Genomic DNA, 25,453 nt, shown 5'->3' with positions numbered 1-25,453 from the left:
TCTTTTAATGGTGATTAAATGACAAAAACAGTTTATATCGTTGGTTCTAAGGGAATTCCAGCAAAATATGGTGGATTTGAGACCTTTGTTGAGAAGTTAACAGAGTTCCAACAAGACAAAGATATCCAATATTATGTAGCTTGTATGCGTGAAAACTCTGCTAAATCAGGTATTACAGCAGACACTTTCGTACATAACGGTGCTAAATGCTACAATATCGACGTTCCAAATATCGGGCCTGCACGTGCCATCGCTTATGACATCGCAGCTCTCAATAAGGCCATTGAAATTGCTAAGGAAAATAATGACCAAGCACCAATCTTTTATGTTTTGGCTTGCCGAATCGGTCCATTTATCTCAGGTATTAAAAAGAAAATCAAGGCTATCGGTGGTACCCTTATGGTTAACCCGGACGGTCATGAATGGCTTCGTGCGAAATGGAGTCTTCCAGTTCGTAAATATTGGAAAATTTCTGAGCAACTCATGGTAAAACATGCAGATCTTTTGATTTGTGATAGTAAAAACATTGAATCTTATATTCAAAAGGATTATGCGAAGTATCGTCCTCAAACAACTTATATTGCCTATGGGACAGATACAACTAAATCTCGATTGACTAAGGTTGATGATAAGGTTCGCACATGGTATTTTGAAAAGGGTGTCATTGAAAATAATTATTACCTTGTTGTAGGACGTTTTGTGCCTGAAAATAACTATGAGGCTATGATTCGTGGCTTTATGGCATCTAACTCTGACAAGGACTTTGTACTCATTACCAATGTTGAAGAAAACAAATTCTACGACAAGTTGCGTCAGGAAACTGGTTTTGACAAGGATCCTCGTGTGAAGTTTGTCGGGACTGTTTATGACCAAGAATTGCTCAAATACATTCGTGAAAATGCCTTTGCTTACTTCCATGGTCATGAAGTAGGTGGTACTAATCCATCCCTTCTTGAGGCTCTTGAGTCTACTAAACTCAATCTCTTGTTGGATGTTGGCTTTAACCGTGAAGTCGGTGAAGATGGTGCTCTCTATTGGAAGAAAGACCAATTGGCAAGTGTCATTGATCAAGCTGAGCAATTGGATGAACAAGCTATCGAAGACCTTAATCAAAAATCAAGTAAACGTATCGCTGAAGCCTTTACTTGGGAAAAAATTGTTACAGACTACGAGAAAGTATTTAAAGGATAGAAATGCAGAAAATTTTATATCTTCACGCTGGTGCCGAAATGTATGGTGCTGACAAGGTTTTGTTGGAGCTTATTAAGGGCTTGGATAAAGATGCCTTTGAGGCTCATGTCATCTTGCCCAACGATGGTGTCTTAGTGAGTGCATTGGAAAAGGTTGGGGCTAACGTAAAAGTTATCGATTATCCAATCTTGCGCCGTAAATATTTTAATCCTAAGGGAATTCTTGAGTATTTTGGCTCTTATAATCGTTATTCAAAGCAAATTGCTAAATATGCTAAGGATAATGGCATTACTCTTATTCACAATAATACGACTGCGGTACTTGAGGGGATTTATCTCAAACGTAAGTTGAAACTTCCTTTGATTTGGCATGTGCATGAAATTATCGTCAAACCAAAAGCAATCTCTGATTTCATCAACTTTTTGATGGGGCGTTATGCTGATACGATTGTGACAGTTTCAAATGCTGTGGCCAACCACGTCAAGCAGTCTCGCTTTGTAAAAAATGACCAAGTTCAGGTCATCTATAATGGTGTTGACAATGCCGTCTATCATGAAATGGATGCCAGCGCAGTTCGTGACCAGTTTGGTATCGCACAGGATGCTTTGGTTATCGGAATGGTTGGTCGAGTGAATGCTTGGAAAGGTCAAGGCGATTTCTTGGAAGCAGTGACTCCAATCTTAAAGGCTAATCCAAAAGCGGTAGCCTTTCTGGCAGGGAGTGCTTTTGAAGGTGAAGAGTGGCGTGTTGATGAGTTGGAAAAGGCAATATCAGACTCACCAGTAGCTGGACAAATCAAGCGTATCGATTATTATAGTAAGACAACAGAGCTCTATAATATGTTTGATATCTTTGTCTTGCCAAGCACCAATCCAGATCCTCTACCAACCGTAGTTCTCGAATCAATGGCTTGTGGCAAACCTGTAGTCGGCTACCGTCATGGTGGTGTCTGTGAAATGGTTAAGGAAGGTGAAAACGGTCTTCTTGCCACACCAAATCAGCCTGCAGAATTGTCTAAGGCCATCCAAGAATTGGCTGATAACACCGAGAAGAGAGAGCAATTTGGCAAGGCATCTGTCAAACGCCAAAAAGAACTCTTTTCATTACAAAGTTATATTCGTAATTTCTCGGAGTTATATAAGAAGTAAAAACAAAGAGGAAGTGATATGAATTTTCCGATAGATTATGTTGTAACCTGGGTTGATGGGAGCGATCCTAATTGGAGAGCTAAAAAGAGTAAATATGACTCTACTTTTACAACATCAGAAAATAATATGAACTCCGATAAAGCGTACCGTGAATGGGGGACGTTTAAGTATTGGTTTAGAGGTGTTGAGAAGTTTGCACCTTGGGTAAATAAAGTTTATTTAGTAACTGACAATCAAACACCTGATTGGTTAGATGTAGATAATAGTAAATTAGAAGTTATTGATCATAAAGAAATCATTAATAATGACTATCTACCTGTGTTTTCATCTAATGCCATTGAATGTAATATTCATAAAATACCAAATTTGTCAGAACATTTTGTTTGTTTTAACGACGATATGTATTTAACGGCACCAGTTTCACCAAGTGATTTTTTCTCTGAGGAAGGGCTACCTAAGTATAATACTGCTTTATCTCCTATTATTCCTGAACGATTTGGAACAGGAAACTTTCAAATTAATAATATGGAGATAATAACAAGTTATTTCAGCAAAGAAGAAATCTTGAAAAATGGAAAGTTCTTTTCTCTGAAACAGGGCTTAAAGCAAGTTATAAAATCTTTACTCTATAAAAATAGTAAATTTATTTGTGGCTTCTGGGAAAGTCATCTTCCATATCCTCTTTTAAAATCAACATTTAATCTTTTATGGGAGAAAGAAAAGGAAATCTTAGAAAAAACATCAGCTAGCCGTTTTAGGAATCCAGCAGATACAAATATTTGGCTTTTTAAATATTGGCAAATTGCTAGTGGACAATATGCTATTGGTGATTCAAAAATTGGTGGACTATTTTCTTTGGATGATGCAAATTCAGATTTCTGGAATCTTTTAGTTTCGAAGAAATATAAAATTGTGTGTATTAATGATGGCTTTAACATTCAGGATGAAGATAAGGTAATGAAAGAATTCATTGCTTCATTTGATGAGTTTCTACCTGAAAAGAGTACTTTTGAATTATAAAACATAGGTAATTAGGAGATTATGGAAAGAAAATCACTAAAAGATAGAATAAAACCTATCGTTTATCCAATTATTAATTTTATTCCTAGACGAAGACTTAAGAATAAAAATTTCACTATCATTTGTGATAATTGCTGGGCTGGAAAAGTATATCAGGAGTTGGGCTTGCCTTATCAAACACCATTTGTAGGGATGTTTGTCTTTTCGCCTGATTATATCAAGATGCTCAAGAATTTAAAACACTATTTGAGTGGAAACATCCCCTTGAAATTTGTTCAGGAATCGAAATATATCAAAGACTTTGATAACGCCTACCCTCTTGCAATTCTTGATGATATTGAACTTCATTTTTTGCATTATGCAGATGAAGAAGAAGCAACTCAAAAATGGAACCGCCGTTTGAAGAGAATGCATTGGGATAATTTGTATTTCAAGTTCAATGACAATGATGCTTGTACTTATGAGCTGATGAAAGAGTTTGAAGAGCTTCCATATAAGAGTAAGGTGATTTTCTCTTCAAAGAATTATAGTGACCTACCTTCATTGGTCCACTTTAAATCAGCTGAAAAGCAAGGACATGTTGGAATCGATTTAAAAACTTACCACCGCTATTTTAATGCTGTAGCTTGGTTAAACAAGGGTGGAGAAGACTTAACATCATTAATTGGGTAAATAATCTATGAAACCACTTTTAACTGTCGTCATTCCAGTTTATAATGTCGAAAAATATTTAAAACGTTGTATTGAGAGTATCCTCGTTCAAGAGTGGAAGCACTATGACATCTTACTTGTAGATGATGGAAGTACTGATCATTCTCCTCAAATTTGTGATGACTATGTTAAAGCATATGATTTTATCTCGGTTATTCACAAGGAGAATGGCGGACTTTCTGAAGCTCGTAACACTGGTATTTCTCATGCTAAAGGAGAATATGTTTATTTTCCTGATTCAGATGATTGGCTTGAATCAGATACCTTTATAGCGTTAGCAGAAGCGTTAGAATCTCAAGAGTTTGATATTATTTCTTTTAATCGTGAGTTTGTGAAGGGTGAAGAAGATGCTATTGTTTCAGAACCAGAAGTGACTCAAGTATTTGAAGGTAAAGATGCCTTTGTTCAAATGCTGAAGCACAGTTATATAACTGGTTTCGCTAATGACAAAGTCTATCGGAAATCCTTATTCACTGATCATAACATCCAGTTTCCAATTGGAAAATACTATGAGGATCTTGGTACTAATTACAAACTGTTTCTTTCAGCTAAGAAGGTCTATGCAACTAATCAAAAGTACTATCATTACTTGATTGATAACCCAGATGCGATTACCAAATCATGGAATGAGCAAAAATTTGAAAATATGATTGGCTTCTACAAAGAAATCTATTATTCGGATGCTGTTCGTTCGAAACTTGATTCTAGTGAATTAGAAATTGCGAAGATGTTTTTTGTTGATGGTATGACGCATAGTTTGTCTAGTTTATATAAGTCTAACCTATACAAGACTTATCCTAAACTAACAAAAAGTGTTAAAAAAGAATTGAAAATAAATAAACTTAAGTTTCAGCAGAAGCTTAAATTACCTCATAGAACAAAATATTTTTTGTATCGATTGGGTCTATTAAAAGGTGCATTTCATCTACAACATATATTGAAAAAGTAGGAGTCTAAATTGAAATACTCTGTTATTATTCCAGTTTATAATGTTGAGAAATACATTGACCGTTGTTTGAAAAGTATTATTTCTCAAAATTATGATGACTTGGAAATTATAGTGATAGACAATGGATCTACTGATAGTAGTGGCAGTATTTGCGATACTTATGCTAGTGAATACTCAAATATCTCAGTCTATCATATTGAAAACCACGGTGTTGGTTCGGCACGAAATTTTGGCTTGTCCAAAGCCAGGGGAGAGTTTATCTACTTCGTTGATAGTGACGATTATCTTGTTGGTAATCTCTTTGCTGATTTTGCAGATAAGCTAGTCTCAGATTTGGATTTGGTTGTTTTTAGTTATTATAATTCTTTTGAGGAAGATTTAACTGAGAAGAGCCGTACTGAAAAGTCACTTCCGTTTAAAGGGAGTTACGACAAGGATGGTTTTATCAAGATATTTAAAGAACTATTCTTATCGGATATGCTTTACACAGTTTGGAATAAGATATATCGCAGAGAATTTCTTCTTGAAAATAACCTTTCTTTTGAGCAGTATGAGTTAGGTGAAGATGTCCGCTTTAATCTTGATGTTTATCGTAATGTCAATAAGATTTATCTTTCTCAAGATTCCTACTACGTTTATGTCATTGGTAGAAAAGGTTCCGCCATGTCGGGCTATAACCCTAAGCGTCTTCAGTATCAGCTTCAAGAATTGAAGATGGTTGATAATCTACTTTCTGACTGGAATTTGGATAGTTTTGATTTTGATAAAACAATTAAGTCGCGAATCTTAATGAGTAATATTTATAATATCTCCAAACAAAATACTCAAGTCAGTATAAAGTTAAAATATGTAAAGGATATTTGTGAAAATAAAGCCATCAAATCATTTATTTATACAGAAGAAAACGATTTGAAACCTTTCATAAAATATATACTAAAACATAAAATGTACCGTACTGTTCTGTTTCTTAAAAAGGTTCAGGTGTTAATTAAAAGGAGTTAAAATGTTTCGTATTGAAGCAGAAAAATTGTTAGTTGGTTTTGTATTAGCATTTATTGTAGCTGTAGATATGTTAGGTACAACTATGTTAGGGAGATTGATTCCAACCATACCGAGTTCTATATCTGTACTTGTTTCTTTATGTCTGCTAATTCGTTTTAAAGACATTAAGAAATTCTCTATCAACTACTTGATTTTTGCACCTTTACTTCTAATTGTAGGCTTGCTTGTTGCTTTACAAATGAAGAATTATAGTTTCCTTGCTTATATGATTTTGCTAGTTTCTTTATATGATATGGACATGGATTTTATTTTAAAAGTCTATAGTGCAGTAGTTATTCCCTTTCTATTAGGAACTGTACTTTTATCATTAGTTCATGTTATTCCAAACTTGCAGTTCATACAAATGAGAAATACAGGTGTTGTGACCAGAAATTCATTTGGCTTCATTTATCCAACGGATTTTGCATCACATTGTTTTTATTTATATGTTGCTTTATGTTATCTAAATAGAAATCGTTTCCTTATTACCCGTTCAATTTTAGGATTAGGTCTTGCAGCATTTATTATTAAGTTTTGTGATGCTCGTTTAAATGCATTGTCTATTGTAATTTCAATCCTTATATTTGCTTTCTTTTATTTCAATAAAAATAAACATCGTATGATTTTTGGCATACTTCCAGTATCCATTTTAGCGTCATCTGGAATTATGTATTACTTAACGAAAAACTTTACATGGTCAAGTCCATTCTATGTTGCCGCAAATAATTTGGTTAGTATGCGTTTGAGACTAGGAAACGATGCCTTAAAAACTTATGCTGTACGTTTGTTTGGTAACCCAGAGGTGAAATTTATCGGTTACGGTGGTAAAACGGAATCAGTCTTAAGTTATAACTATGTAGATTCCTCATATATTCAGATGTTGTTCTATTATGGAAGTGTTGCAGTAATTCTTCTAGTTATTTTATATTTAGTGAGATCTTGGGTTATCTATCGACAAGGAAATTATTTGATTTTAACTTTGCTATCTTTGATTACCTGGAATTGTATGATTGAAGCGTTTTGGATTAGACCATCATATAATATCTTTTTCTACATCTTATTTGCGTCTACTACACTAGGGATTGCACATAAAAACAGGAGAGAAGAATGAAAGTTTTAAAAAATTACGCCTACAATCTTTCCTATCAATTACTGGTCATTGTTTTACCAATTATTACGACACCTTATGTTACTCGTATTTTCAGTTCAGAGGATTTAGGTACTTATGGTTACTTTAATTCGATTGTGACCTACTTTATTCTTTTAGCGACTTTAGGTGTTGCCAATTATGGTACTAAAGAAATTTCAGGGCATCGCAAAAATATCAGAAAAAATTTCTGGGGCATTTACACCCTCCAGTTAATGGCGACTGTTTTGTCCCTTATCTTGTATACATCATTGTGTTTGTTCTTCCCAGGTATGCAAAATATGGTGGCTTACATCTTAGGGTTAAGCTTGATATCGAAAGGGATGGACATTTCTTGGTTGTTCCAAGGTTTGGAAGATTTTCGTCGTATCACAGCAAGGAATACAACGGTAAAGGTTTTAGGAGTTATTTCTATCTTCCTTTTTGTGAAAACACCTGGTGATTTGTATCTCTATGTTTTCCTATTGACCTTCTTCGAATTGCTTGGTCAATTGAGTATGTGGCTACCAGCGAGACCATATATTGGTGAGCCTCAATTTGATTTATCCTATGCTAAGAAACATCTCAAACCTGTTATTTTGCTGTTTCTTCCTCAGGTTGCCATTTCACTGTACGTGACTTTGGATCGTACCATGCTGGGTGCCTTGTCATCTACCAATGATGTCGGTATTTATGACCAGGCCTTGAAGATTATCAATATCCTTTTAACATTAGTAACGTCTTTGGGTAGTGTGATGCTTCCAAGGGTATCTGGTCTCTTGTCTAGTGGTGACCATAAGGCCGTTAACAAGATGCATGAGTTGTCTTTCTTGATTTATAATCTGGTGATTTTCCCGATTATAGCAGGTCTCTTGATTGTCAATAAGGACTTTGTGAGTTTCTTCCTAGGAAAAGATTTCCAAGAGGCTTATCTTGCCATTGCTATTATGGTCTTTAGGATGTTCTTTATCGGTTGGACGAATATTATGGGAATCCAGATTTTGATTCCACATAATAAACATCGTGAGTTTATGCTCTCTACGACTATTCCAGCCGTTGTCAGTGTGGGACTTAATCTCTTGTTAATTCCACCATTTGGCTTTGTCGGAGCCTCCATTGTATCAGTTTTAACAGAGGCTTTGGTATGGATTATTCAATTGAATTTTTCAAGGAGATTCATCAAAGATGTTTCAATCCTTCCAGCCATGTTAAAAATTATCTTAGCATCAGTTGTCATGTATCTTGGGCTCTTTGTCTTTAAGATGTTTGTCCATTTTAAACCTATGCTTAATGTAGCAGTAGATGGTCTTGTCGGTGCTATCATTTATATCGTCTTGATTATTGTCTTACGTGGCGTTGATATGAAAGACTTGAAACAACAGTTAATGAAAAACTAAGGAGAAAAATATGTACGATTATCTTATCGTTGGTGCTGGTTTGTCTGGAGCAATCTTCGCACACGAAGCTACTAAACGCGGTAAAAAAGTAAAAGTGATTGACAAGCGTGATCACATTGGTGGTAATATCTACTGTGAGGATGTTGAAGGTATTAATGTTCACAAGTATGGTGCCCACATTTTCCATACCTCAAACAAAAAGGTTTGGGACTATGTTAACCAGTTTGCTGAATTTAACAACTATATCAACTCACCAATTGCTAACTACAAGGGCAGTCTTTACAATCTTCCATTCAACATGAATACTTTCTATGCTATGTGGGGCACTAAGACTCCTCAAGAAGTTAAGGACAAGATTGCTGAGCAAACGGCTGATATGAAAGACGTTGAGCCTAAAAACCTTGAAGAACAAGCTATCAAGTTGATTGGTCCAGATGTCTACGAAAAGTTGATTAAGGGATATACTGAAAAACAATGGGGACGTTCTGCCACAGACCTTCCACCATTTATCATTAAACGTCTTCCTGTTCGTTTGACTTTTGATAACAACTACTTTAATGACCGTTACCAAGGAATTCCAATCGGTGGTTACAACGTCATCATTGAAAACATGCTTGGTGATGTAGAAGTAGAACTTGGTGTTGACTTCTTTGCCAATCGTGAAGAGCTTGAAGCTTCAGCTGATAAAGTTGTCTTTACAGGGATGATTGACCAATACTTTGATTACAAGCATGGTGAGTTGGAGTATCGCAGTCTTCGTTTTGAACACGAAGTCTTGGATGAAGAAAACCATCAAGGGAACGCCGTAGTCAACTACACAGAGCGTGAGATTCCTTATACTCGAATCATCGAACATAAGCACTTCGAGTATGGTACACAACCTAAGACAGTTATCACACGTGAATACCCAGCTGACTGGAAACGTGGGGATGAACCATATTACCCAATCAATGATGAAAAGAACAACGCCATGTTTGCTATGTACCAAGAAGAAGCTGAGAAAAATGACAAGGTTATCTTCTGTGGACGTTTGGCAGACTATAAATACTACGACATGCACGTGGTCATTGAGCGTGCTCTAGAAGTCGTAGTGAATGAGTTTGATTAAGAGAAACGATAATCTATGAAATACTACTTAAAAGAAGAATTTCTTCATGACAATAACGCTAAAAATGCAGGAAATAAGGCTCGTAATGATGTTGAATCTATTGTAAAAAGTCAAGGATTTAAAGCTCTTATCCTATCAGTAGATAATTGGTATGAGATGAGTACTGCAAAAGCTCAAATACATAAGGCGAAAGCCTTCAGTCATTCATTAAACCAATTGAATGAAGGTGATGAGCTCTTGATTCAATTTCCAATGCTCCACCATAGTTTCTTCACCACATCTCTTGTGAAAAAAGCAAGAAAAAGAGGTGTGAAGATCTATTTCATCATCCATGACTTAGATGCTCTTCGTTTCATGAATGGTCAAGCTGTTCCTTTGAAACATAGAATTCGTATGAAGATTCAAGAATCAGGTCTACTTGGTGCGGCTGATGGTATCATCGCCCACAATCCAATTATGAAATCTGTTTTGGTGGATAAAGGGATTGCGGAAGATAAGATTGTTAGCCTTGGCATTTTCGACTATTTGATTCCAAATTTCCAAGAGAAGACTAGTCTAAGTAAGAATCAGCCAATTATTGTGGCTGGTAATCTGGCACAAGAAAAAGCTGGTTATCTTTACTCACTTCCTGCGAAACCTGCTTATAACCTTTATGGTGTTGGCTTCGACGAGAGCAGAGCTCTTGAGAATGAGGCTTACTTTGGCTCATTCCTACCTGATGAGCTTCCTGCAGCCCTTGAGGGTGGTTTTGGGCTTGTCTGGGATGGTGATAGTGCTGAGACATGTAGTGGTGTTTTTGGAGAGTACCTTCGCTATAACAACTCTCACAAAGCGTCACTTTACTTGGCATCAGGCTTCCCGCTTGTTGTTTGGAAACAGTCAGCCTTGTCTCACTTTGTACTTGAGAATGGCTGTGGGATTGCAGTAGAATCGCTTCATGATTTGAAGGCTACCATTGATAATCTTTCAGATACTGATTACCAAGATTTGCTTGAAAATACCAAGCGTGTCGGTAAAGGTATTCGTGATGGCCACTACCTACTTACCGCATTGAACAATTTGAAATAAGATAAAAAATCCTCATCTTAGTGAGGATTTTTTGCATTATTTGGAGATTTCAAACTGGTATTGGGTTCCTGAAACTTTCCCATTTGAGTAGATTGCTTTAATATAGTCGTCATAAGTAATTGACTTGGACTTACCTGCTTTTACGAGTTCAGGATCTCGCCATACATTTGGGTCAGTAGCATTGCTATCTCGCTTGGTGAGATAGAGGTACTCAATGTAGGTTCTATTGTCGACAAAGGCCCCAGCAACCTTTTCCGTACCATTATCAGATCGTGTATACATACGAGTCGTTCCTCCACCATCTAGTAGGAAGGCAAGGCGAATATTTGAGTAGCCTATATTTTTTAAAAGGTTATATACGTCTTGGTGATTCAAGCCCTTATTGAGGGAGTTGTGGCCATAGGTTTGGATAATACGGATAATACCATCATAGGTCTCTACGTAAATGGAACGGGCATTTGGTTGGTCAGGATCACCTTTCTCCCAGGTTTTATCTACCTTCTTATCCTTAATGAGAATACCAAAGGCGCCTGTATCCCAACCGTTGCTTCCCATGTGGGTAAACATTTTAGCTGTGTCTATATTTGGGTAGGTACCGGCAGTGATATTATTTTGATCATCTCCATATAGAAGGCCTGTTTTGCCCAATTCGATTTCCTTTTGGGCGAAAGGACGATCTAGTCCTTCGTAAGACCAAAAACCTGCGTTAATGAGAGCAAGAGCATCTCGTCGCTTAGCTTCGTACTTAATACTTTGCTCTGTGAGTTCAGGATTATTATCTTCGGTTCTCCCTTTTTGTAGGATATATTTTCCATCCTTCTTGAAGGATAGAATCTGCATGTCTACATTTTTAATACTGCCTTTTTCAAGTAGAACAGACTGATCTAAGAGCTCTTTCTTATTTATCGTAAAGTTCAGTCCGTCCTTATTTGATGGCATGGAGAGCTTCTTAATATCTCGGTTGTTGAAGTAGATGGTGAGGTAGAGCAGTCCCCCAACGATGGCACCAATCATTAGAAGAGAAAATAGTATTCTTAAAATATTCTTCAATTTCATACTATCATTATAAACAATCTGGGCTTACAAAACAATCCTAAGACCATTAAATATCCAAGAATAGTATCAGTTTTTCTTATTATGGTACTGGTAAGCGTTTTCTAAAAGGGTTATAATAAGAGTAAGCTAGTCAAGGAGGTTCTTTATGACCATTAAGGTGATTGCAACAGATATGGATGGAACATTTTTAGACGATAAAGGGAGCTATGACAAGGAGCGTTTCCGTCAGATTTTAGATGCTATGGCTGCGCGTGATATGCACTTTGTCGTTGCATCAGGTAATAGTATGAGCCGTCTTAAACCCATGTTTGCGGAGACTTTTGACCGCCTGCATTTTGTTGCTGAAAATGGTGGTCAGGTGGTTAGCTATGGCAAACTTCTGTGTCAGGAGTTTATGGCATCAAATGATGTTGAAAACCTGCTAAGCTATTTTAATTATGATTTGTTGGATAGGCCAACTATATTTAATGGTGCTCAAGGCTCCTATATGTTAAAAGGGTCTAGGGTCAATTTTGCTGAGATGATAACAGAAGAAGAGCAAGCCGCCATGGAAGCATCCATTCAACGTTTGAATGGGCTGGAGGATTTAGATGATGATTTCATCAAGATTACCATGTTGCTGAGTCCTGAAGAGGCTAATCGTGTGTCACAGGCTTTTAATCGTGATTTTGATGGCAATCTAGTTGCTGTTCCCAGTGGTTTTGGTGCTATTGACTTCATTCAAAAAGGCATGCACAAGGCTTGGGGACTCAAGCAGCTTCTTAACCACTGGGACTTGTCTGAGTCCAATGTCATGGCCTTCGGTGATGGTGACAATGATCTTGAGCTCCTGCAAATGGCTGGCCGCTCTTATGCTATGGAAAATGCCAGTCCAGCTATTTTACAAGTGGCAGACCAAATAGCACCGCACCATAAGAATCAAGGGGTCTTGACTATCTTAGAAGATTATTTAGGTTTATCTTAAAAAAGGGTGGTAAAAGTAATGAAGTTATATTTAATGCGACATGGTGAGACATTATTTAATACACAAAAGCGTGTTCAGGGATGGTGTGACTCTCCCCTGACTGAAAATGGGATCTGGCAGGCGGAAGAAGCTAAGCAGTACTTTGCTAAGAAAGGTATTTCTTTTGACGCTGTCTATTCATCTACGCAAGAGAGAGCAACTGACACGGCAAAGATTGTGGCGCCCGAGTATACTGTAACTCAGCTTAAAGGAATTAAAGAAATGAATTTTGGCTCTTTTGAGGCACAACCTGAGCACCTCTTGCCAAAACATCGACCTGGCACACGATCTTTCGAAGATCTTTTGGTTCCATATGGAGGGGAAGATATCCGTCAGGTTGGCCAGAGGGTTTTAAAGACTGTTATAGAGAAAGCAGAAGAGCATACTAAAGAGGGTGATGAGAATCTTCTATTTGTTAGTCATGGAGCGGCTTTATGGGGATTGATCATTTTCATGGACTTGGCCTTTCCTGAAGGAGTGGGCTTTGGAAATTGTAATGTTTGTGTTTATGATTATAACCAAGGTCAATTGGAGCTTCTTCAGGTGATTGATCCGATTTCTGGTTTAGAGGTAACATTATGAAAGAATTTTATTTAATGAGGCATGGACAAACACGGTTTAATGTTCAGCATAGGCTTCAGGGGGTCTGCGATGCCCCTTTAACGGAAGTCGGGATCGAACAGGCTAAAAAGGCTGGTCAGTATCTAGCCAAGCAGGAGCCAATTTTTGATCATGTCTTTACGTCAACCTCTGAGAGAGCTAGTGATACCCTAGAAATTGTGACTGGACGAACAGACTATGAAAGACTTAAAGGTCTTAAGGGACAGGATTTTGGAGCTTTTGAGGGCCAGCCAGAGTATCTTACTCCTAAAACCTTACCTGATGGACAAGGCTTTGGTGATTACTTTGTTCAATTTGGTGGCGAGAGTACGACCCAGGTTCGGGATCGTATGGAGTTAACTATTAGGGCCATCATGGAGAGTGTGGCCGATGGTTCTAAGTCCTTGCTAGTTAGTCATGGACCATCTATTTTGCAGTTTTGTAGACGTGTTTTAAATCCCGCCCCAGATATTCGTGGTCTTAAAAATTGTTGCATCTTACATTTTACCTATGATCAAGGGCAATTTGAACTGGTTTCAGTATATAATCCTGTAGAAGAAGAGTATATCTTTGGAGGCGAAGAATGACACGACTCTATTTAATGCGACATGGACAGACACTTTTTAACACACTCAATCGGATTCAAGGTTGGTGTGATTCTCCATTGACCGAAAAAGGTCGGGACCAAGCTCGTCAGGTCCGTGCTTATTTTGAAAAACATGATATGACTTTTGATCAGTATTATTGTACGACAACTGAAAGAGCTTCTGATACCATTGAATTGGCGACTGGGCGTACTGATTATCAACGTGTTAAGGGGCTAAAAGAAATGCATTTTGGTATTTTTGAAGGTCAGCCAGAGTATCTTCATCCCAAGACACCTGTTGTGGGGCATTTTGGTGACCACTATGCCCAGTTTGGTGGGGAAAGTCAGGATCAGTTCGTTGCGCGTGTTGTTGCGAGTGCTAAGGAGATAGTAGATAAGCATCCTAACCAATCTATTTTAGCTGTTAGTCACGCTGGAGCCTTGATGACTTTTCTTCATGCCGTTGAGCCAGAGCGGGCCTTTCAGTCTTGTCCAGGCAATTGTGCCATCTTAGTTTTTGATTACGATGGATCGAGCTTTCACTTTGTCAAGCTGATAGATCCAATAGCTGATCAAGAGTTGGTGGAATTTTAGCGGCTTTCTATGATCAAAGATAGTAAGAAACCCTTTCTTAGTGTATAATGGAAGGGTATTTTAAATTATGGAGTGCCTATGAAATTTACAAAAAATCAGTTCATTTGGTTGGCTGTCCTCTTTTTCAGTTGTTTCTTGATCTATACTTACTGGGAAACAGTTGTTTCAATTTGTAACACCATTTACGTTGCTAGTCAGCCCTTCCTGGTTGGAGCAGGGATTGCCTTTGTGGTAAATATCCTGATGTCTTTTTATGAGAAGCTACTGGTCAAGTTTATTCCATTTGGTTTTATCGCTAAAATCAAGCGTCCTATTGCTCTGCTCTCGGCATTGGGAACCATTGGCTTGGTCTTTACTTGGGTAGTATTCACTGTCCTTCCTGATTTGATTGACAGTATCAACACCTTAATTAGTCAAGACCGCTCAGCTATTAATAACTTGATTAATTGGTTGCTTAAAAACAAATCCTTGCAAAAAATTATTCAAGATTTTGGTGGTGTGACACAGGTTAGAGAGCTAATCAATAGCTATAGTGCTCAGTTGCTTCAACAAATCATGAATGGTTTGACGAGCTTCTTGACTTCTTTAACGAGTCTGCCATCAACCTTGATTAATCTTTTTATCAGTATTGTCTTTTCTTGTTATGTCTTAGCTGGAAAAGAGAAGCTTGGGAATCAGGTCAATCGTTTGGTAGACGTCTATTTAGGACGTTATGGTAAGACTTTCCACTATGTAGTTGCTATTCTCAATAATCGATTCCGCAATTTCTTCGTCTATCAGTCGCTTGAGGCTTGTATTTTGGGGACCTTGTGTTATATTGGGATGAGTATCTTTAATTTCCCTTACGCAGCGACTATCTCTATCCTGATTGGTTTTTCAGCAATGATTCCAGTTGTGGGGGCTTATATTGGTGTGACGATTGGTACCATCTTGATTATGACGCACTCTGTGACCTTGGCGCTTTTGTTTGTTGCCTACGTGGTTATTTTGCAGCAGTTTGAAGGGAATCTCATCTATCCTTATGTGGTCGGTGGATCTACCGGACTTCCTGGTATTTGGGTTATCTTCGCAATCACCATAGGTTCTGCCTTGGGTGGTATCTTGGGTATGTTGGTTTCTGTGCCAGTAGCCGCAACCCTATATCAGATTGTTAAAGATAATGTTGTTAGGCGAGAGGAAGCCAAAGCAGCAAATGCTCTTGAAAGTAATGACTAATTCAAACAGACTTCGGTCTGTTTTTTTTCGTGTTATAGTATCAGATTTCAATAAGATAGTATAAGTGTAATCGTTTTCTAAGTGTTATACTATGAGTAAATTGAACAATGCAAGGAGATAAAAGATGACATATACATTTCCAAAAGATTTTCTCTGGGGTGGTGCAACAGCTGCCAACCAGTTTGAGGGTGCTTACAACCTAGATGGCAAAGGCTTGTCCGTACAGGATGTAACGCCAAAAGGCGGTGTTCCCTTTGAACCCGGGGCCTTGAATCCTTTGATTACTGACCAACCAACACCAGATAATCTAAAACTAGAAGGTATAGATTTCTATCATCGTTATAAAGAAGACATAGCACTTTTTGCAGAGATGGGCTTTAAGGTCTTCCGCATGTCAATTGCATGGACTCGTATCTTTCCAAATGGTGATGATACCGAGCCAAATGAAGCAGGTCTAGCCTTCTACGATAAGGTTTTTGATGAATTGGCCAAGTATGGCATCGAACCGCTTGTAACCTTGTCCCATTATGAAACACCACTCAACTTGGCGCGTGAGTACAATGGATGGACTAATCGTAAATTAATTGGTTTTTATGAGAATTATGTTCGTACAGTCTTCACACGTTATAAAGATAAGGTCAAATATTGGTTGACCTTTAATGAAGTGAACTCTGTTTTACACGCACCGTTCATGTCAGGTGGGATTGCAACTCCGATGGAAGAGCTCTCTAAACAGGATCTTTACCAAGCAGTTCACCATGAGTTAGTCGCATCAGCTTCAGCAACCAAGATCGGACATGACATCAACCCTGATTTTAAGATTGGGTGTATGGTTCTTGCTATGCCTGCTTATGGGATGACAGCTAATCCTTTGGATCAGTTGGCTGTTCACGAGTTTGAAAATCAAAACTATCTCTTCTCAGATATCCATGCCCGTGGGAAATATCCAAACTATATTAAACGCTATTTAAAAGATAATGGTATTGAAATACAATTCGCTTCTGGAGATGAAGAAATCTTGAAGAATACCGTTGATTTTATTTCATTCTCTTATTATATGTCTGTGGCAACCGCACATAATCCAGAAGACTATACAATTGGTAAAGGAAATATTATGGGTGGTGTTGAAAATCCCTACCTTGAGAAATCTGAGTGGGGTTGGGCTATCGATCCAATCGCTCTTCGTCTAGTTTTGAATGACTTCTATGATCGTTATCAATTGCCATTGTTTATTGTCGAAAATGGTTTGGGTGCCAAGGATGTCCTTGTTGATGGTCCTGATGGTCCAACAGTTGAAGATGATTATCGTATTGATTACCTTCAAAAACACTTGATTCAAGTCGGTGAAGCTCTTCAAGATGGTGTGGAGCTTTGGGGCTATACGACTTGGGGACCAATTGACTTGGTCTCAGCTTCAACGGCTGAACTCAGTAAACGATATGGCTTCATCTACGTTGATCGTAATGATGATGGTAGTGGTAGCTTGGCTCGTTATAAGAAAAAATCATTTGATTGGTATAAGTCTGTTATCGAAAGTAATGGTGCAGCCCTTTACAAATAGAAAATCGTTAAGAATCTCAGCAAAAGCTTGAGATTCTTATTTAGTATTTTAGTACAAACTTGATAAATAAGTGTTTTAGTGAATATATCTATTTATTAAGTATCTGAATACTATATATTTTAATTTATGCTAATTAACACATTTTCTGAAAAAGTGGTAGAATAAAAGTGTGAAAACGTTCTTATATTTTCTGAAGAAGTAGCTAGTCTATTTCTTTGCTTTTCCTACTTAGATGGAGGTAACGATAATGAATGATTTGAAAAAAGTTCTCTTAGCTGGTATTGGCTTGACTGCTATGACAGTTGATAAAGCTGATAGTTTTGTCAAAGAGTTAGTTGAAAAGGGGCGTTTGACTGTTGAAGAAGGTAAGGAACTAGAACAAGAGCTCAAACGTCAAAGTAAGGAAGAAGCTCAAGAATTTTTGAATAAACTTGATGCTAAGAAATCTTCAGTTGAGTATGCGACTAAGGATGACGTGAAACGTCTTGAAGAAAAACTTGACGCTTTGCTCAGTCAAAATAAATAAAATGTAAGGAGACTAAAATGGCAAGTAAACGATTGAGACATGTGTTGAAGGTTTTCTCGTCAGTTGGTCTCCTTTCTTATCGTGAAAAACACCTTCCTCAAGACCAACAGACAACACCTGTCAAGCTACGCCAAGCCTTTGAGCAATTGGGACCTAGTTTTGTTAAAATTGGTCAAATCCTATCCACGCGCTCTGACCTCTTGCCAGAGGCCTATATCAGAGAATTATCAAAACTCCAGAGTTCAGTTCCTCCCTTGAATAAAGAGGAAGTCATGACGGCCATTAGGAGAGAATTACCCAGTGGGCTTTCTGACAGTTTTCTTGATTTTTCGGAAGAGCCCTTGGCTTCTGGTTCTGTAGCTCAGACCCATAGGGCTAGATTGTTGTCTGGTCAGGAAGTAATTGTAAAAATTCAGCGACCTGGTATTGATGAGGTCGTTAAGGAAGATATTCAGCTTCTCATTAAGCTTGCACGCCATATTCCAAAGCATTTTATACCTATGGTCGATGTTCAGGAGGTTTTGGAAAATCTGCGAGAAACCCTAATTAAGGAACTTGATTTCAGAAATGAAGCAGAGGCCATGAAGCGTTTTAAGGCAAATAACAGGACTGTTGCTTGTCTAGGTGTCCCGGAGGTCTATGATTCCTTTACGACGCCACACCTCATAGTCGAAGAGTACATCGATGGGATTCCACTTAATGACTACAGCCAACTGATTGAGGCTGGTTATGATCTGGAAGACGTGGGCAAGAAACTAATGTTGTCATTTATCAAGCAGGTTTTCAAAGATGGCTATTTTCATGGTGACCCTCATCCTGGAAATCTCTTGGTACGTGATGGCAAGATTTGTTTCATTGACTTTGGGATTATGGGTGAGTTGGAAGTGGGGATGCGTGCGTCCTTAAATGACATCCTATATAGTTTTACTGCTCAGGATGTTGACGGCATGACTAAGGCTATCTTGTCAGTTACCCAGTTTGATAATGGGCTAAACCGTGCAGTTCTAAGTCAGGATGTGGAGCAGATGCTGGGGCGTTATTCTGGTGTTGACTTGGGAAGTCTGTCCATGACAGATTTGCTAGAGGATTTACTGACTATTTTCCAGAAGAACCATCTTAAAGCCTCGTCTCAAATTACCATTTTGGAGAAGGCTTCGCTTCAAATCGAAGGTATTTTCCGAGAGTTGGCCCCAAATATGGATTTGATGACTTTGGCCAAGGATTATTTCCTAGAAAATATGGGCCCTGACATGCTTAGGCAGGCCCTGAATAAAGAGAGTATCTTGATTGAACTCTTTTATCTGATTCGCAATGGAAAAAATATTCCGCGTCGCCTACATCAGCTCTTAGAGCAGATTTTAAACGGACGAATTGTGGTAAACCATGATTTTATCAACTTTTCAGGTCGAATTAAAGTCTTTGAGAAAGTTTTAAATAATCTGGTTTTAGCCTTGTTGACATTGGGATTTCTACTTTCCGGTGCCCTTTTGGCCAATAAATCAGGTTTTGAAAATCTTGCCTGGCTATTTCTTGGACTTGGAACTTTTCTAGCTTTGATCACGGTAGTGCGTATAATATTTAAGAAAAAAGGATGAAGTATGATTGAAACAACTAGGCCCGAGCTTGTGGCCTATCAAGAAGAGCGTTTAGACAAATTTGTGAATGAAAATCAGAAGTTAGACAAAGGCCAAATTGTTTTTGCAGGGGACTCCATCACGGAGTTTTTTGCATTGAAAAAATATTTGGGTCGAGAGGTCCCCTTGGTAAACCGTGGGATTGCTGGAACAGACTCGGTTTGGCTTTTAGAACACCTTAAAGAGCAAGTTTTAGATTTGGAACCCAGTAAATTGGTACTCTTGATTGGTATTAACGACATCGGAAGGGGCTACCCCATTCGAGATATTGTCAATCGTATTTCCGATATTATCATGACAGTTCGTCAGGAATCCCTCTTTACTGAGGTCTATTTGCTGAGTGTTTTTCCGGTTAGTGAAAATTCACAATATGCTTCTAAGGTTAAGATTCGAAATAATGCGACTGTCCGTGAACTTAATCAACAATTAGCTGTTCTCCCTGGTGTGACCTATGTTGATCTTTATGATTACCTGACAGATGCCCAAGGACAGTTAAATGACACTTACACAACGGATGGTTTACACTTGAGTCCACAAGGTTATCAAGTCCTAGCAGAACCAATCAAGAAGGAGATTTTAGAATGAAGGTAGGTTTAGTCCTTGAAGGCGGAGGCATGCGTGGCTTATACACTGCTGGTGTTTTAGATGCCTTTTTAGAAGCTGGAATCAAAGTAGACGGTGTTGTATCAGTATCAGCTGGAGCGCTTTTTGGTGTTAATTACCTTTCTAACCAGCCCAAAAGAGCCCTTCGCTACAACAAACGATTCATGGGAGACCGTCGCTACATGAGTTTCTGGTCATGGCTGACAACAGGTAACTTTGTAAATAAGGAGTTCTCTTATTATAAGGTTCCTATGGAGTTAGACGTTTTTGATCAGGAGGCTTTTGCGGAGTCGGGTGTTCCCTTCTATGTAGTCACTACAGATATTGAGACCGGCAAACCAGACTATATCAAGATTGATCATGTCTTTGAGCAGATGGAAGCTCTTCGTGCAAGTTCCGCCCTACCTTTGGTTTCTGAAATTGTCGAGTACAAGGGTAAACGCTACATGGATGGTGGACTGTCTGATAGTCTTCCCATTGATTTTATGGAGAATTTGGGCTTTGACAAACTCATTGTCGTTCTGACGCGTCCTAAGGGTTATCGTAAAGAGCCATCTAAAACGAGTAAGCGAATCTACAAGCTCTTTTACCGCAAATACCCTGAATTTGTCCAAGTAGCATCAAGTCGCCATATTCACTACAATAAGAGTATTGAAAAGATTGAGGCTTTGGAAAAAACTGGAAATCTTTATGCCATTCGTCCAGAGCATGCGCTTGAAGTTGGTCGATTGGAGAAGGATCCTGAAAAGTTTGAAGCCATCTATCAAGAGGGATTGGAACAAATGCGAAATGAGATGTCTCATCTCAAAACATTTCTTGGAGACAACTAAAAACGTGCTCAACCGAGCACGTTTTTAGTTATTGATTTGTCGAGCTTGACGGCGTTCTTTGACTTTTTGACGACGTTTTTTCTCATTGATATAAATCAAGTAGACAACATAAAGCGGTAATAAGAGGAAGCAGAACAAGGCAAAATGTTTCATAAAGTTATGCTTATTGCTTGTTTGTTTCTCTTTTTGACCTCCTGAAAAGAGGAAAAAGCCAGTTTTAGTTGCCTTGACAGTACTTGCTGTAATCTTAGGTGACACTGTTTTTAAGCCATTATCGACAAGGACATAATCATCTTTAACACTAATCTTAGGCTCTTGTCCTTTTTTGACTGTGGCATAGACATCTTTTTGGACATCGTATTTTTTACCATCAATCTTTTGTTTGCCCTTGCTTAGGACTTTCTTGTAGGAATAGTCTTTAAACATTTTCTCAATGAGGGAGTTACCGAAGGCATGACGGATTTTTTCGCTACTTTCGTCTTCCCAATTTCCAACGCCCAAGATAACTGAAATGACACGTTGATTTTCTCGTTTGCATGTGGAGATGTAGTTGTAATCTCCACGAGGACTTGAGCCTGTTTTTAGGCCATCGACTCCTTTGAGGCCATAATCAGCACCAGGCAAGGAGTAGTTGTAATTTTCAAAGGTTTCCTCGTATGGTGTTCCTTTTTTGACAGTTACTGTCTGTTGGCTAGTGTATTTAAGGATTTCAGGGTGATGTTTGATAAGGTTATAAGCCATGATAGACAAATCACGAGCTGTCGTCTGGTTAGAGTGGTTATTGTCATAACGTTTAGGCGTGTAGTAGCCTTTGTAAGATGCCGCCCCAGCTCCAGAGGCATTATACCATTTAGTGTTTGTCATGCCGAGCTCTTTAGACTTTTCGTTCATGCGATCAATCCACTTGTCAGGATCATTATTACTGAGATAGTTGGCAAGCATGACTGTTGCTGCATTTGAAGAGGGAACAGCTGTCATAGTGATAAGTTCCGAAACCGTGTATTTAACTCCAGAAACAATCTTGTTGTTTGAGATTTCGTAGATATTAGCAATAGCCTCATCGGTTGGCTTGGCTGTAATCACGGTGTCTTCTTTGATTTCTCCCTTTGACAAAGCATCAAAAACCAGGTAGAGAGACATGGCCTTACTCATGGAAGCGGGGTCACGTACTTCATCAATGTTATCTTGCCAAAGGATGTCCCCAGTATTGGCATCAATCAAAAGTGATGATTTAGGTCGATAGGTCTCGGTGGCTTCCTTGTAGCCTGCTTTTTGTGCAATATCTACCAGTTGGTCAGCGGACGACAGACTGGGAGCTAAAGCCAAACTAGCTACCAGGAAGAGTCCTAACAATTTCTTTTTCAAAATAATTTCCTTAGTAACAACGTTTAGACACTCTTAAAAGCATCCTTTAATCTATTTTTGTTATTTGTTTGTAAAAAAAGTCATACTTGACTATTATAGCATAGTTTTGGGTGGTTTTATCAGTATTCTTGGGGGACTTCCTTGAATAGAGTATAAAAAAACGTGTCATGGACACGCTTTCTTTTATTTATTGATTTGTCTTGCTTGTCGACGTTCTTTGACTCTTTGACGACGTCCTTTTTCATTAAGGTAAATCAAGTAGAGGAGACCAACTGGGATAAGGCATAGCAACCAGAAATAAACTGGGAGTTGGCCATTATTCGTTGCTTTAGTAGCCTTTTTATCTTTTTGGTTACTTCCAAAATCGAACCATCCCTTAACTTTTGTAGCCTTAACAGAAGTAGCCTTGATATTAGGTGATACTGTCTTCAGACCATTATCAATGACAATGTGATCATCTTTAACAGAGATTTTAGGGTCTTTACCTTTTTTAACGGTGGCATAGACGTCTTTTTCGACATTATACTTTTTACCGTCGATTTCTTGTTCACCCTTGCTAAGAACTTTCTTGTAAGAGAAGTCTTTGTACATCTTCTCAACGAGAGCATTACCAAAGGTATGACGAATCTCTTCACCTGTTTGGTCAGACCAATCACCAGAACCCATGATGACAGCAATCATACGTTGATTACCACGCTTGATGGTATCAATATAGTTGAAAGCACCTTCTGGGCTAGATCCTGTCTTCAATCCATCAACCCCATCAATTCCGTATTTGGCACCTGGAATAGAGTAGTTGTAAGTCTCGAAGGTTTCCTCGTAAGGTGTTCCTTTTTTAACTGTGACAACAGGTTTGCTAGTGTACTTGAGAATTTCTGGGTATTTCTTGATGAAGTTATAGGTCATGATAGCCAAATCACGCGCAGTTGTTTGGTTGGTTTGGTTGTTATCATAACGTTGAGGACTGTAGTAACCTTTGAAGGCAACAGCAACGGCACCAGAAGCGTTGAACCATTTGGTATTGGTCATCCCTAGCTCTTTAGATTTCTCATTCATCATGTCTAGCCATTTATCAGGATCATTATTGGTCAAGTAGTTGGCTAGCATCACGGTTGTAACGTTAGAGGAAGGCACCGCTGTCATAGTGATGAGTTCTGAAACGGTATAATCAACACCCGCAACAATCTTGTTGTTTGAAATTTCGTAAATATCGGCAATAGCTTGGTCGGTTGGAGTAGCTGTGATAACAGTATCTTCAGAAATCTCTCCTTTAGACATAGCTTCAAAGACCAAATAAAGTGTCATGGCCTTAGACATAGAGGCTGGGTCACGCACCTCATCAGCATTTTCTTCCCAGAGGACATCTCCGGTATTTCCATCGATTAAGAGGGTTGATTTGGGACGATAGGCCTCAGTGGCTTCAGTATAACCAGCAGCGCGTGTGATATCCATCAATTCGTCTGCACTAGACAGACTCGGTGCTAGAGCTAGACAAGCTGCTAAAAGGACGGCAACAATTTTCTTTTTCACAATGTGTCTCCTTTAATATCTATGGGGTTCTGTAGCTGGCAGAACCTATTTTTATCTATTAATATCATTTGCCTATCAAAACCCTAAATTCGGTAGTGACAAACATCTTCATTATAACATATAAAAGTTAGAGTTTTCCTAACATTTAGTATTTTAATGTAATTTTTAGAATCGATTGAATGTTACACAAAACTATTTGAAAGCAGAAAAAACGAGCTTGCTTGCTCGTTACTTTTCATCTTTTATCCTTGTGACTTGGTGGTAAATCATGAACCAGGTTTCATTTCGACGCCAGATACTAGTGTGGAAATTTCCTCCCAACTCATAACTAATTAATTTCGTTTTTTGACTAACAGATGTCATCTTGAAGCTGTCAAAATTATTGAGAAGTGGTTGGTTATTGGCAATGACTTCTTCACGATTGTGGTGGTGACCATTTTCATCGATTAAGTAGAAGTCTGGTGCTAAGAGATTTTCATAGTCAGGAATTTTTGACAGAATAATCTTTTCATTGCGAGAGAGTTTGTGAAGGACATTGCCATAAATTTCATCTTCGGGAATAGCAGCTGGTTCTACATGGACATCAGTATCATAGACAGAGAAACGCTTGCTGAGAACCTCTTCAATTTGTTCAGTAATGGCATGACTCTCGTAAACAGAGAGGTCAGGATTCATTTCAACCACCATATCAAGATAGACGTTGCTACCATAAGAACGGCCACGCTGCTTCTTAACCTTAGTGACTTTTGGAATCTCAAGAATCGCTTTTTCATAGGCTTTGAGGTTTCTCTCATCGAAACCGTCTGATAAACTAAAGGTTGCTTCCATGAAGATATCATAGGCTGTCTTTAGAATGAAGGAGGTAATGATAATGGCTGTAATATAGTCAATAATCGTGAGGTCGAAGGATGCTGCAACAATGGCGATTGACGTTCCAATAGAAGTTACGGCATCGGAGAGATTATCCTTAGCGGCCGCAATCAAAGCGCTAGATTTCAGCTTTTTGGCAAGTCCTTTATTGTATAAGTAAACGCCACACATGACGATAGCAGAAAGAACTCCGACGGTTGCACCAAGGGGATCGACTACAGTTTCCTCTCTTAGAAAAATCTTTCGGACTGTTTGAATTAGGACTTGGAAGCCTACCACAAACATGATAAAGGAAGTGACTAGGCTTGATAAGTCTTCAATCTTCCAATGACCAAACCTATGATCTGCATCAGCAGGTTGACTAGCTAGGTGCAATCCAATGAGTAGGGCCACGTTCCCTAAAATATCTGACAAGTTATTGAAACCATCGGCAATCAAAGAGCTAGAATTTAAAAAGTGTCCAGCTAGAAGTTTTGCAATGGTAAGAAGAAGGTAGGCAGCGATGCTGACTATGGGACCTCGTCTGGCTGCTCTTAAATTTTCATACGTAGTCATAGGGTTACCTTTTCTGTTAAAATACAAGTTTAAATTATAGCATAAAACTATAACGAGTTAAAGGTTGTAAGCCCTTTAAACTTGTGGAGTAATGTATTTTTAAAACTTGATAGGAAATGCTTCGTAATCATGGTGCTTTTTCAGTATTTTCCGAATATTCCCTACA

General features: G+C 38.4%; 24 protein-coding genes. 20 read left to right on the top strand and 4 right to left on the bottom strand.

The window, feature by feature from the left end; translation table 11 throughout:
* Nucleotides 1-18: 18 nt before the first annotated feature.
* The 10 genes from cps2T to HMPREF2979_RS09065 are packed head-to-tail and all read left to right on the top strand — an operon-like array spanning nt 19 to nt 10,759.
* Entirely contained in the window at nt 19-1,191 is a 1,173-nt protein-coding gene (gene cps2T, locus HMPREF2979_RS09110; protein ID WP_070656377.1) for a beta 1-4 rhamnosyltransferase Cps2T, read from the top strand.
* Nucleotides 1,192-1,193: 2 nt separating this feature from the next.
* Complete coding sequence (locus tag HMPREF2979_RS09105; RefSeq protein ID WP_070656374.1) at nt 1,194-2,339, top strand: glycosyltransferase family 4 protein; 1,146 nt, start codon at nt 1,194-1,196, stop codon at nt 2,337-2,339.
* 18 nt (nt 2,340-2,357) lie between these two features.
* A complete protein-coding gene (locus HMPREF2979_RS09100) occupies nt 2,358-3,359 on the top strand; it encodes a Stealth CR1 domain-containing protein (RefSeq protein ID WP_070656371.1) in 1,002 nt (333 codons plus the stop codon).
* Between the two features lie 21 nt (nt 3,360-3,380).
* Nucleotides 3,381-4,031, top strand: coding sequence for a DUF1919 domain-containing protein (locus HMPREF2979_RS09095; protein ID WP_070656368.1), 651 nt, complete (start codon nt 3,381-3,383; stop codon nt 4,029-4,031).
* A gap of 7 nt (nt 4,032-4,038) precedes the next feature.
* The gene (locus HMPREF2979_RS09090; RefSeq protein ID WP_070656365.1) at nt 4,039-5,019 is read left to right on the top strand and encodes a glycosyltransferase; all 981 of its coding nucleotides are present in this window, start codon (nt 4,039-4,041) and stop codon (nt 5,017-5,019) included.
* Between the two features lie 9 nt (nt 5,020-5,028).
* Nucleotides 5,029-6,021 carry a glycosyltransferase family 2 protein gene (locus tag HMPREF2979_RS09085; RefSeq protein ID WP_070656363.1) on the top strand — a complete coding sequence of 331 codons (993 nt, stop codon included), beginning with the start codon at nt 5,029-5,031 and terminating at the stop codon, nt 6,019-6,021.
* A 1-nt stretch (nt 6,022) separates the two neighbouring features.
* Nucleotides 6,023-7,171, top strand: a complete 1,149-nt coding sequence (locus tag HMPREF2979_RS09080) for a polysaccharide polymerase (RefSeq protein ID WP_070656360.1) — start codon at nt 6,023-6,025, stop codon at nt 7,169-7,171.
* Nucleotides 7,168-8,583 (top strand): flippase, encoded by a 1,416-nt coding sequence (locus tag HMPREF2979_RS09075; protein ID WP_070656357.1) that lies wholly within the window; start codon nt 7,168-7,170, stop codon nt 8,581-8,583. Before HMPREF2979_RS09080 ends, HMPREF2979_RS09075 begins: the two co-directional genes overlap by 4 nt.
* 10 nt (nt 8,584-8,593) lie before the next feature.
* The gene (gene glf / locus HMPREF2979_RS09070; protein ID WP_070656354.1) at nt 8,594-9,691 is read left to right on the top strand and encodes a UDP-galactopyranose mutase; all 1,098 of its coding nucleotides are present in this window, start codon (nt 8,594-8,596) and stop codon (nt 9,689-9,691) included.
* A gap of 15 nt (nt 9,692-9,706) precedes the next feature.
* Complete coding sequence (locus HMPREF2979_RS09065) at nt 9,707-10,759, top strand: glycosyltransferase (RefSeq protein WP_070656351.1); 1,053 nt, start codon at nt 9,707-9,709, stop codon at nt 10,757-10,759.
* A gap of 36 nt (nt 10,760-10,795) precedes the next feature.
* On the opposite strand, the gene HMPREF2979_RS09060 is transcribed toward HMPREF2979_RS09065, so the two are convergent.
* Nucleotides 10,796-11,815, bottom strand: a complete 1,020-nt coding sequence (locus HMPREF2979_RS09060; protein ID WP_186821191.1) for a phosphodiester glycosidase family protein — start codon at nt 11,813-11,815, stop codon at nt 10,796-10,798.
* A 145-nt stretch (nt 11,816-11,960) separates the two neighbouring features.
* On the opposite strand from HMPREF2979_RS09060, the gene HMPREF2979_RS09055 reads away from it, so the two are divergent.
* The 10 genes from HMPREF2979_RS09055 (at nt 11,961) to HMPREF2979_RS09010 (ending at nt 20,967) form a co-directional block, all read left to right on the top strand.
* Nucleotides 11,961-12,779, top strand: a complete 819-nt coding sequence (locus HMPREF2979_RS09055) for a Cof-type HAD-IIB family hydrolase (RefSeq protein WP_070656345.1) — start codon at nt 11,961-11,963, stop codon at nt 12,777-12,779.
* Between the two features lie 18 nt (nt 12,780-12,797).
* A complete protein-coding gene (locus tag HMPREF2979_RS09050; RefSeq protein ID WP_038675965.1) occupies nt 12,798-13,400 on the top strand; it encodes a histidine phosphatase family protein in 603 nt (200 codons plus the stop codon).
* A complete protein-coding gene (locus HMPREF2979_RS09045) occupies nt 13,397-14,005 on the top strand; it encodes a histidine phosphatase family protein (RefSeq protein ID WP_038675967.1) in 609 nt (202 codons plus the stop codon). The genes HMPREF2979_RS09050 and HMPREF2979_RS09045 overlap by 4 nt, the downstream gene beginning before the upstream one ends.
* Nucleotides 14,002-14,598, top strand: coding sequence for a histidine phosphatase family protein (locus tag HMPREF2979_RS09040; protein WP_070656342.1), 597 nt, complete (start codon nt 14,002-14,004; stop codon nt 14,596-14,598). The genes HMPREF2979_RS09045 and HMPREF2979_RS09040 overlap by 4 nt, the downstream gene beginning before the upstream one ends.
* Nucleotides 14,599-14,676: 78 nt before the next feature.
* Nucleotides 14,677-15,813, top strand: coding sequence for an AI-2E family transporter (locus HMPREF2979_RS09035; protein WP_048675903.1), 1,137 nt, complete (start codon nt 14,677-14,679; stop codon nt 15,811-15,813).
* 124 nt (nt 15,814-15,937) lie between these two features.
* A complete protein-coding gene (locus tag HMPREF2979_RS09030; protein WP_070438494.1) occupies nt 15,938-17,374 on the top strand; it encodes a glycoside hydrolase family 1 protein in 1,437 nt (478 codons plus the stop codon).
* A gap of 247 nt (nt 17,375-17,621) precedes the next feature.
* On the top strand, nt 17,622-17,900 hold the full coding sequence (locus HMPREF2979_RS09025) for a phasin family protein (protein WP_004182567.1): 279 nt from the start codon (nt 17,622-17,624) through the stop codon (nt 17,898-17,900).
* Nucleotides 17,901-17,917: 17 nt separating this feature from the next.
* On the top strand, nt 17,918-19,495 hold the full coding sequence (locus HMPREF2979_RS09020; RefSeq protein ID WP_070438497.1) for an ABC1 kinase family protein: 1,578 nt from the start codon (nt 17,918-17,920) through the stop codon (nt 19,493-19,495).
* A 3-nt stretch (nt 19,496-19,498) separates the two neighbouring features.
* Nucleotides 19,499-20,119 (top strand): SGNH/GDSL hydrolase family protein, encoded by a 621-nt coding sequence (locus HMPREF2979_RS09015; protein ID WP_038675977.1) that lies wholly within the window; start codon nt 19,499-19,501, stop codon nt 20,117-20,119.
* Nucleotides 20,116-20,967, top strand: coding sequence for a patatin-like phospholipase family protein (locus HMPREF2979_RS09010; RefSeq protein WP_070438500.1), 852 nt, complete (start codon nt 20,116-20,118; stop codon nt 20,965-20,967). The genes HMPREF2979_RS09015 and HMPREF2979_RS09010 overlap by 4 nt, the downstream gene beginning before the upstream one ends.
* A gap of 24 nt (nt 20,968-20,991) precedes the next feature.
* On the opposite strand, the gene HMPREF2979_RS09005 is transcribed toward HMPREF2979_RS09010, so the two are convergent.
* The 3 genes from HMPREF2979_RS09005 to HMPREF2979_RS08995 all read right to left on the bottom strand — a co-directional run bounded on the left by HMPREF2979_RS09005 (nt 20,992) and on the right by HMPREF2979_RS08995 (nt 25,287).
* Nucleotides 20,992-22,332 carry a D-alanyl-D-alanine carboxypeptidase family protein gene (locus tag HMPREF2979_RS09005; protein WP_070438503.1) on the bottom strand — a complete coding sequence of 447 codons (1,341 nt, stop codon included), beginning with the start codon at nt 22,330-22,332 and terminating at the stop codon, nt 20,992-20,994.
* A gap of 183 nt (nt 22,333-22,515) precedes the next feature.
* On the bottom strand, nt 22,516-23,862 hold the full coding sequence (locus HMPREF2979_RS09000) for a D-alanyl-D-alanine carboxypeptidase (protein ID WP_048675889.1): 1,347 nt from the start codon (nt 23,860-23,862) through the stop codon (nt 22,516-22,518).
* A gap of 228 nt (nt 23,863-24,090) precedes the next feature.
* Nucleotides 24,091-25,287 carry a cation diffusion facilitator family transporter gene (locus HMPREF2979_RS08995; RefSeq protein WP_070656340.1) on the bottom strand — a complete coding sequence of 399 codons (1,197 nt, stop codon included), beginning with the start codon at nt 25,285-25,287 and terminating at the stop codon, nt 24,091-24,093.
* Nucleotides 25,288-25,453: the final 166 nt, after the last annotated feature.

It is taken from the genome of Streptococcus sp. HMSC078H12, assembly GCF_001814615.1.
In the GTDB taxonomy this organism is placed as follows: Bacteria; Bacillota; Bacilli; order Lactobacillales; family Streptococcaceae; genus Streptococcus; species Streptococcus salivarius_F.
This window is presented reverse-complemented; position numbering and strand designations above follow the sequence as displayed.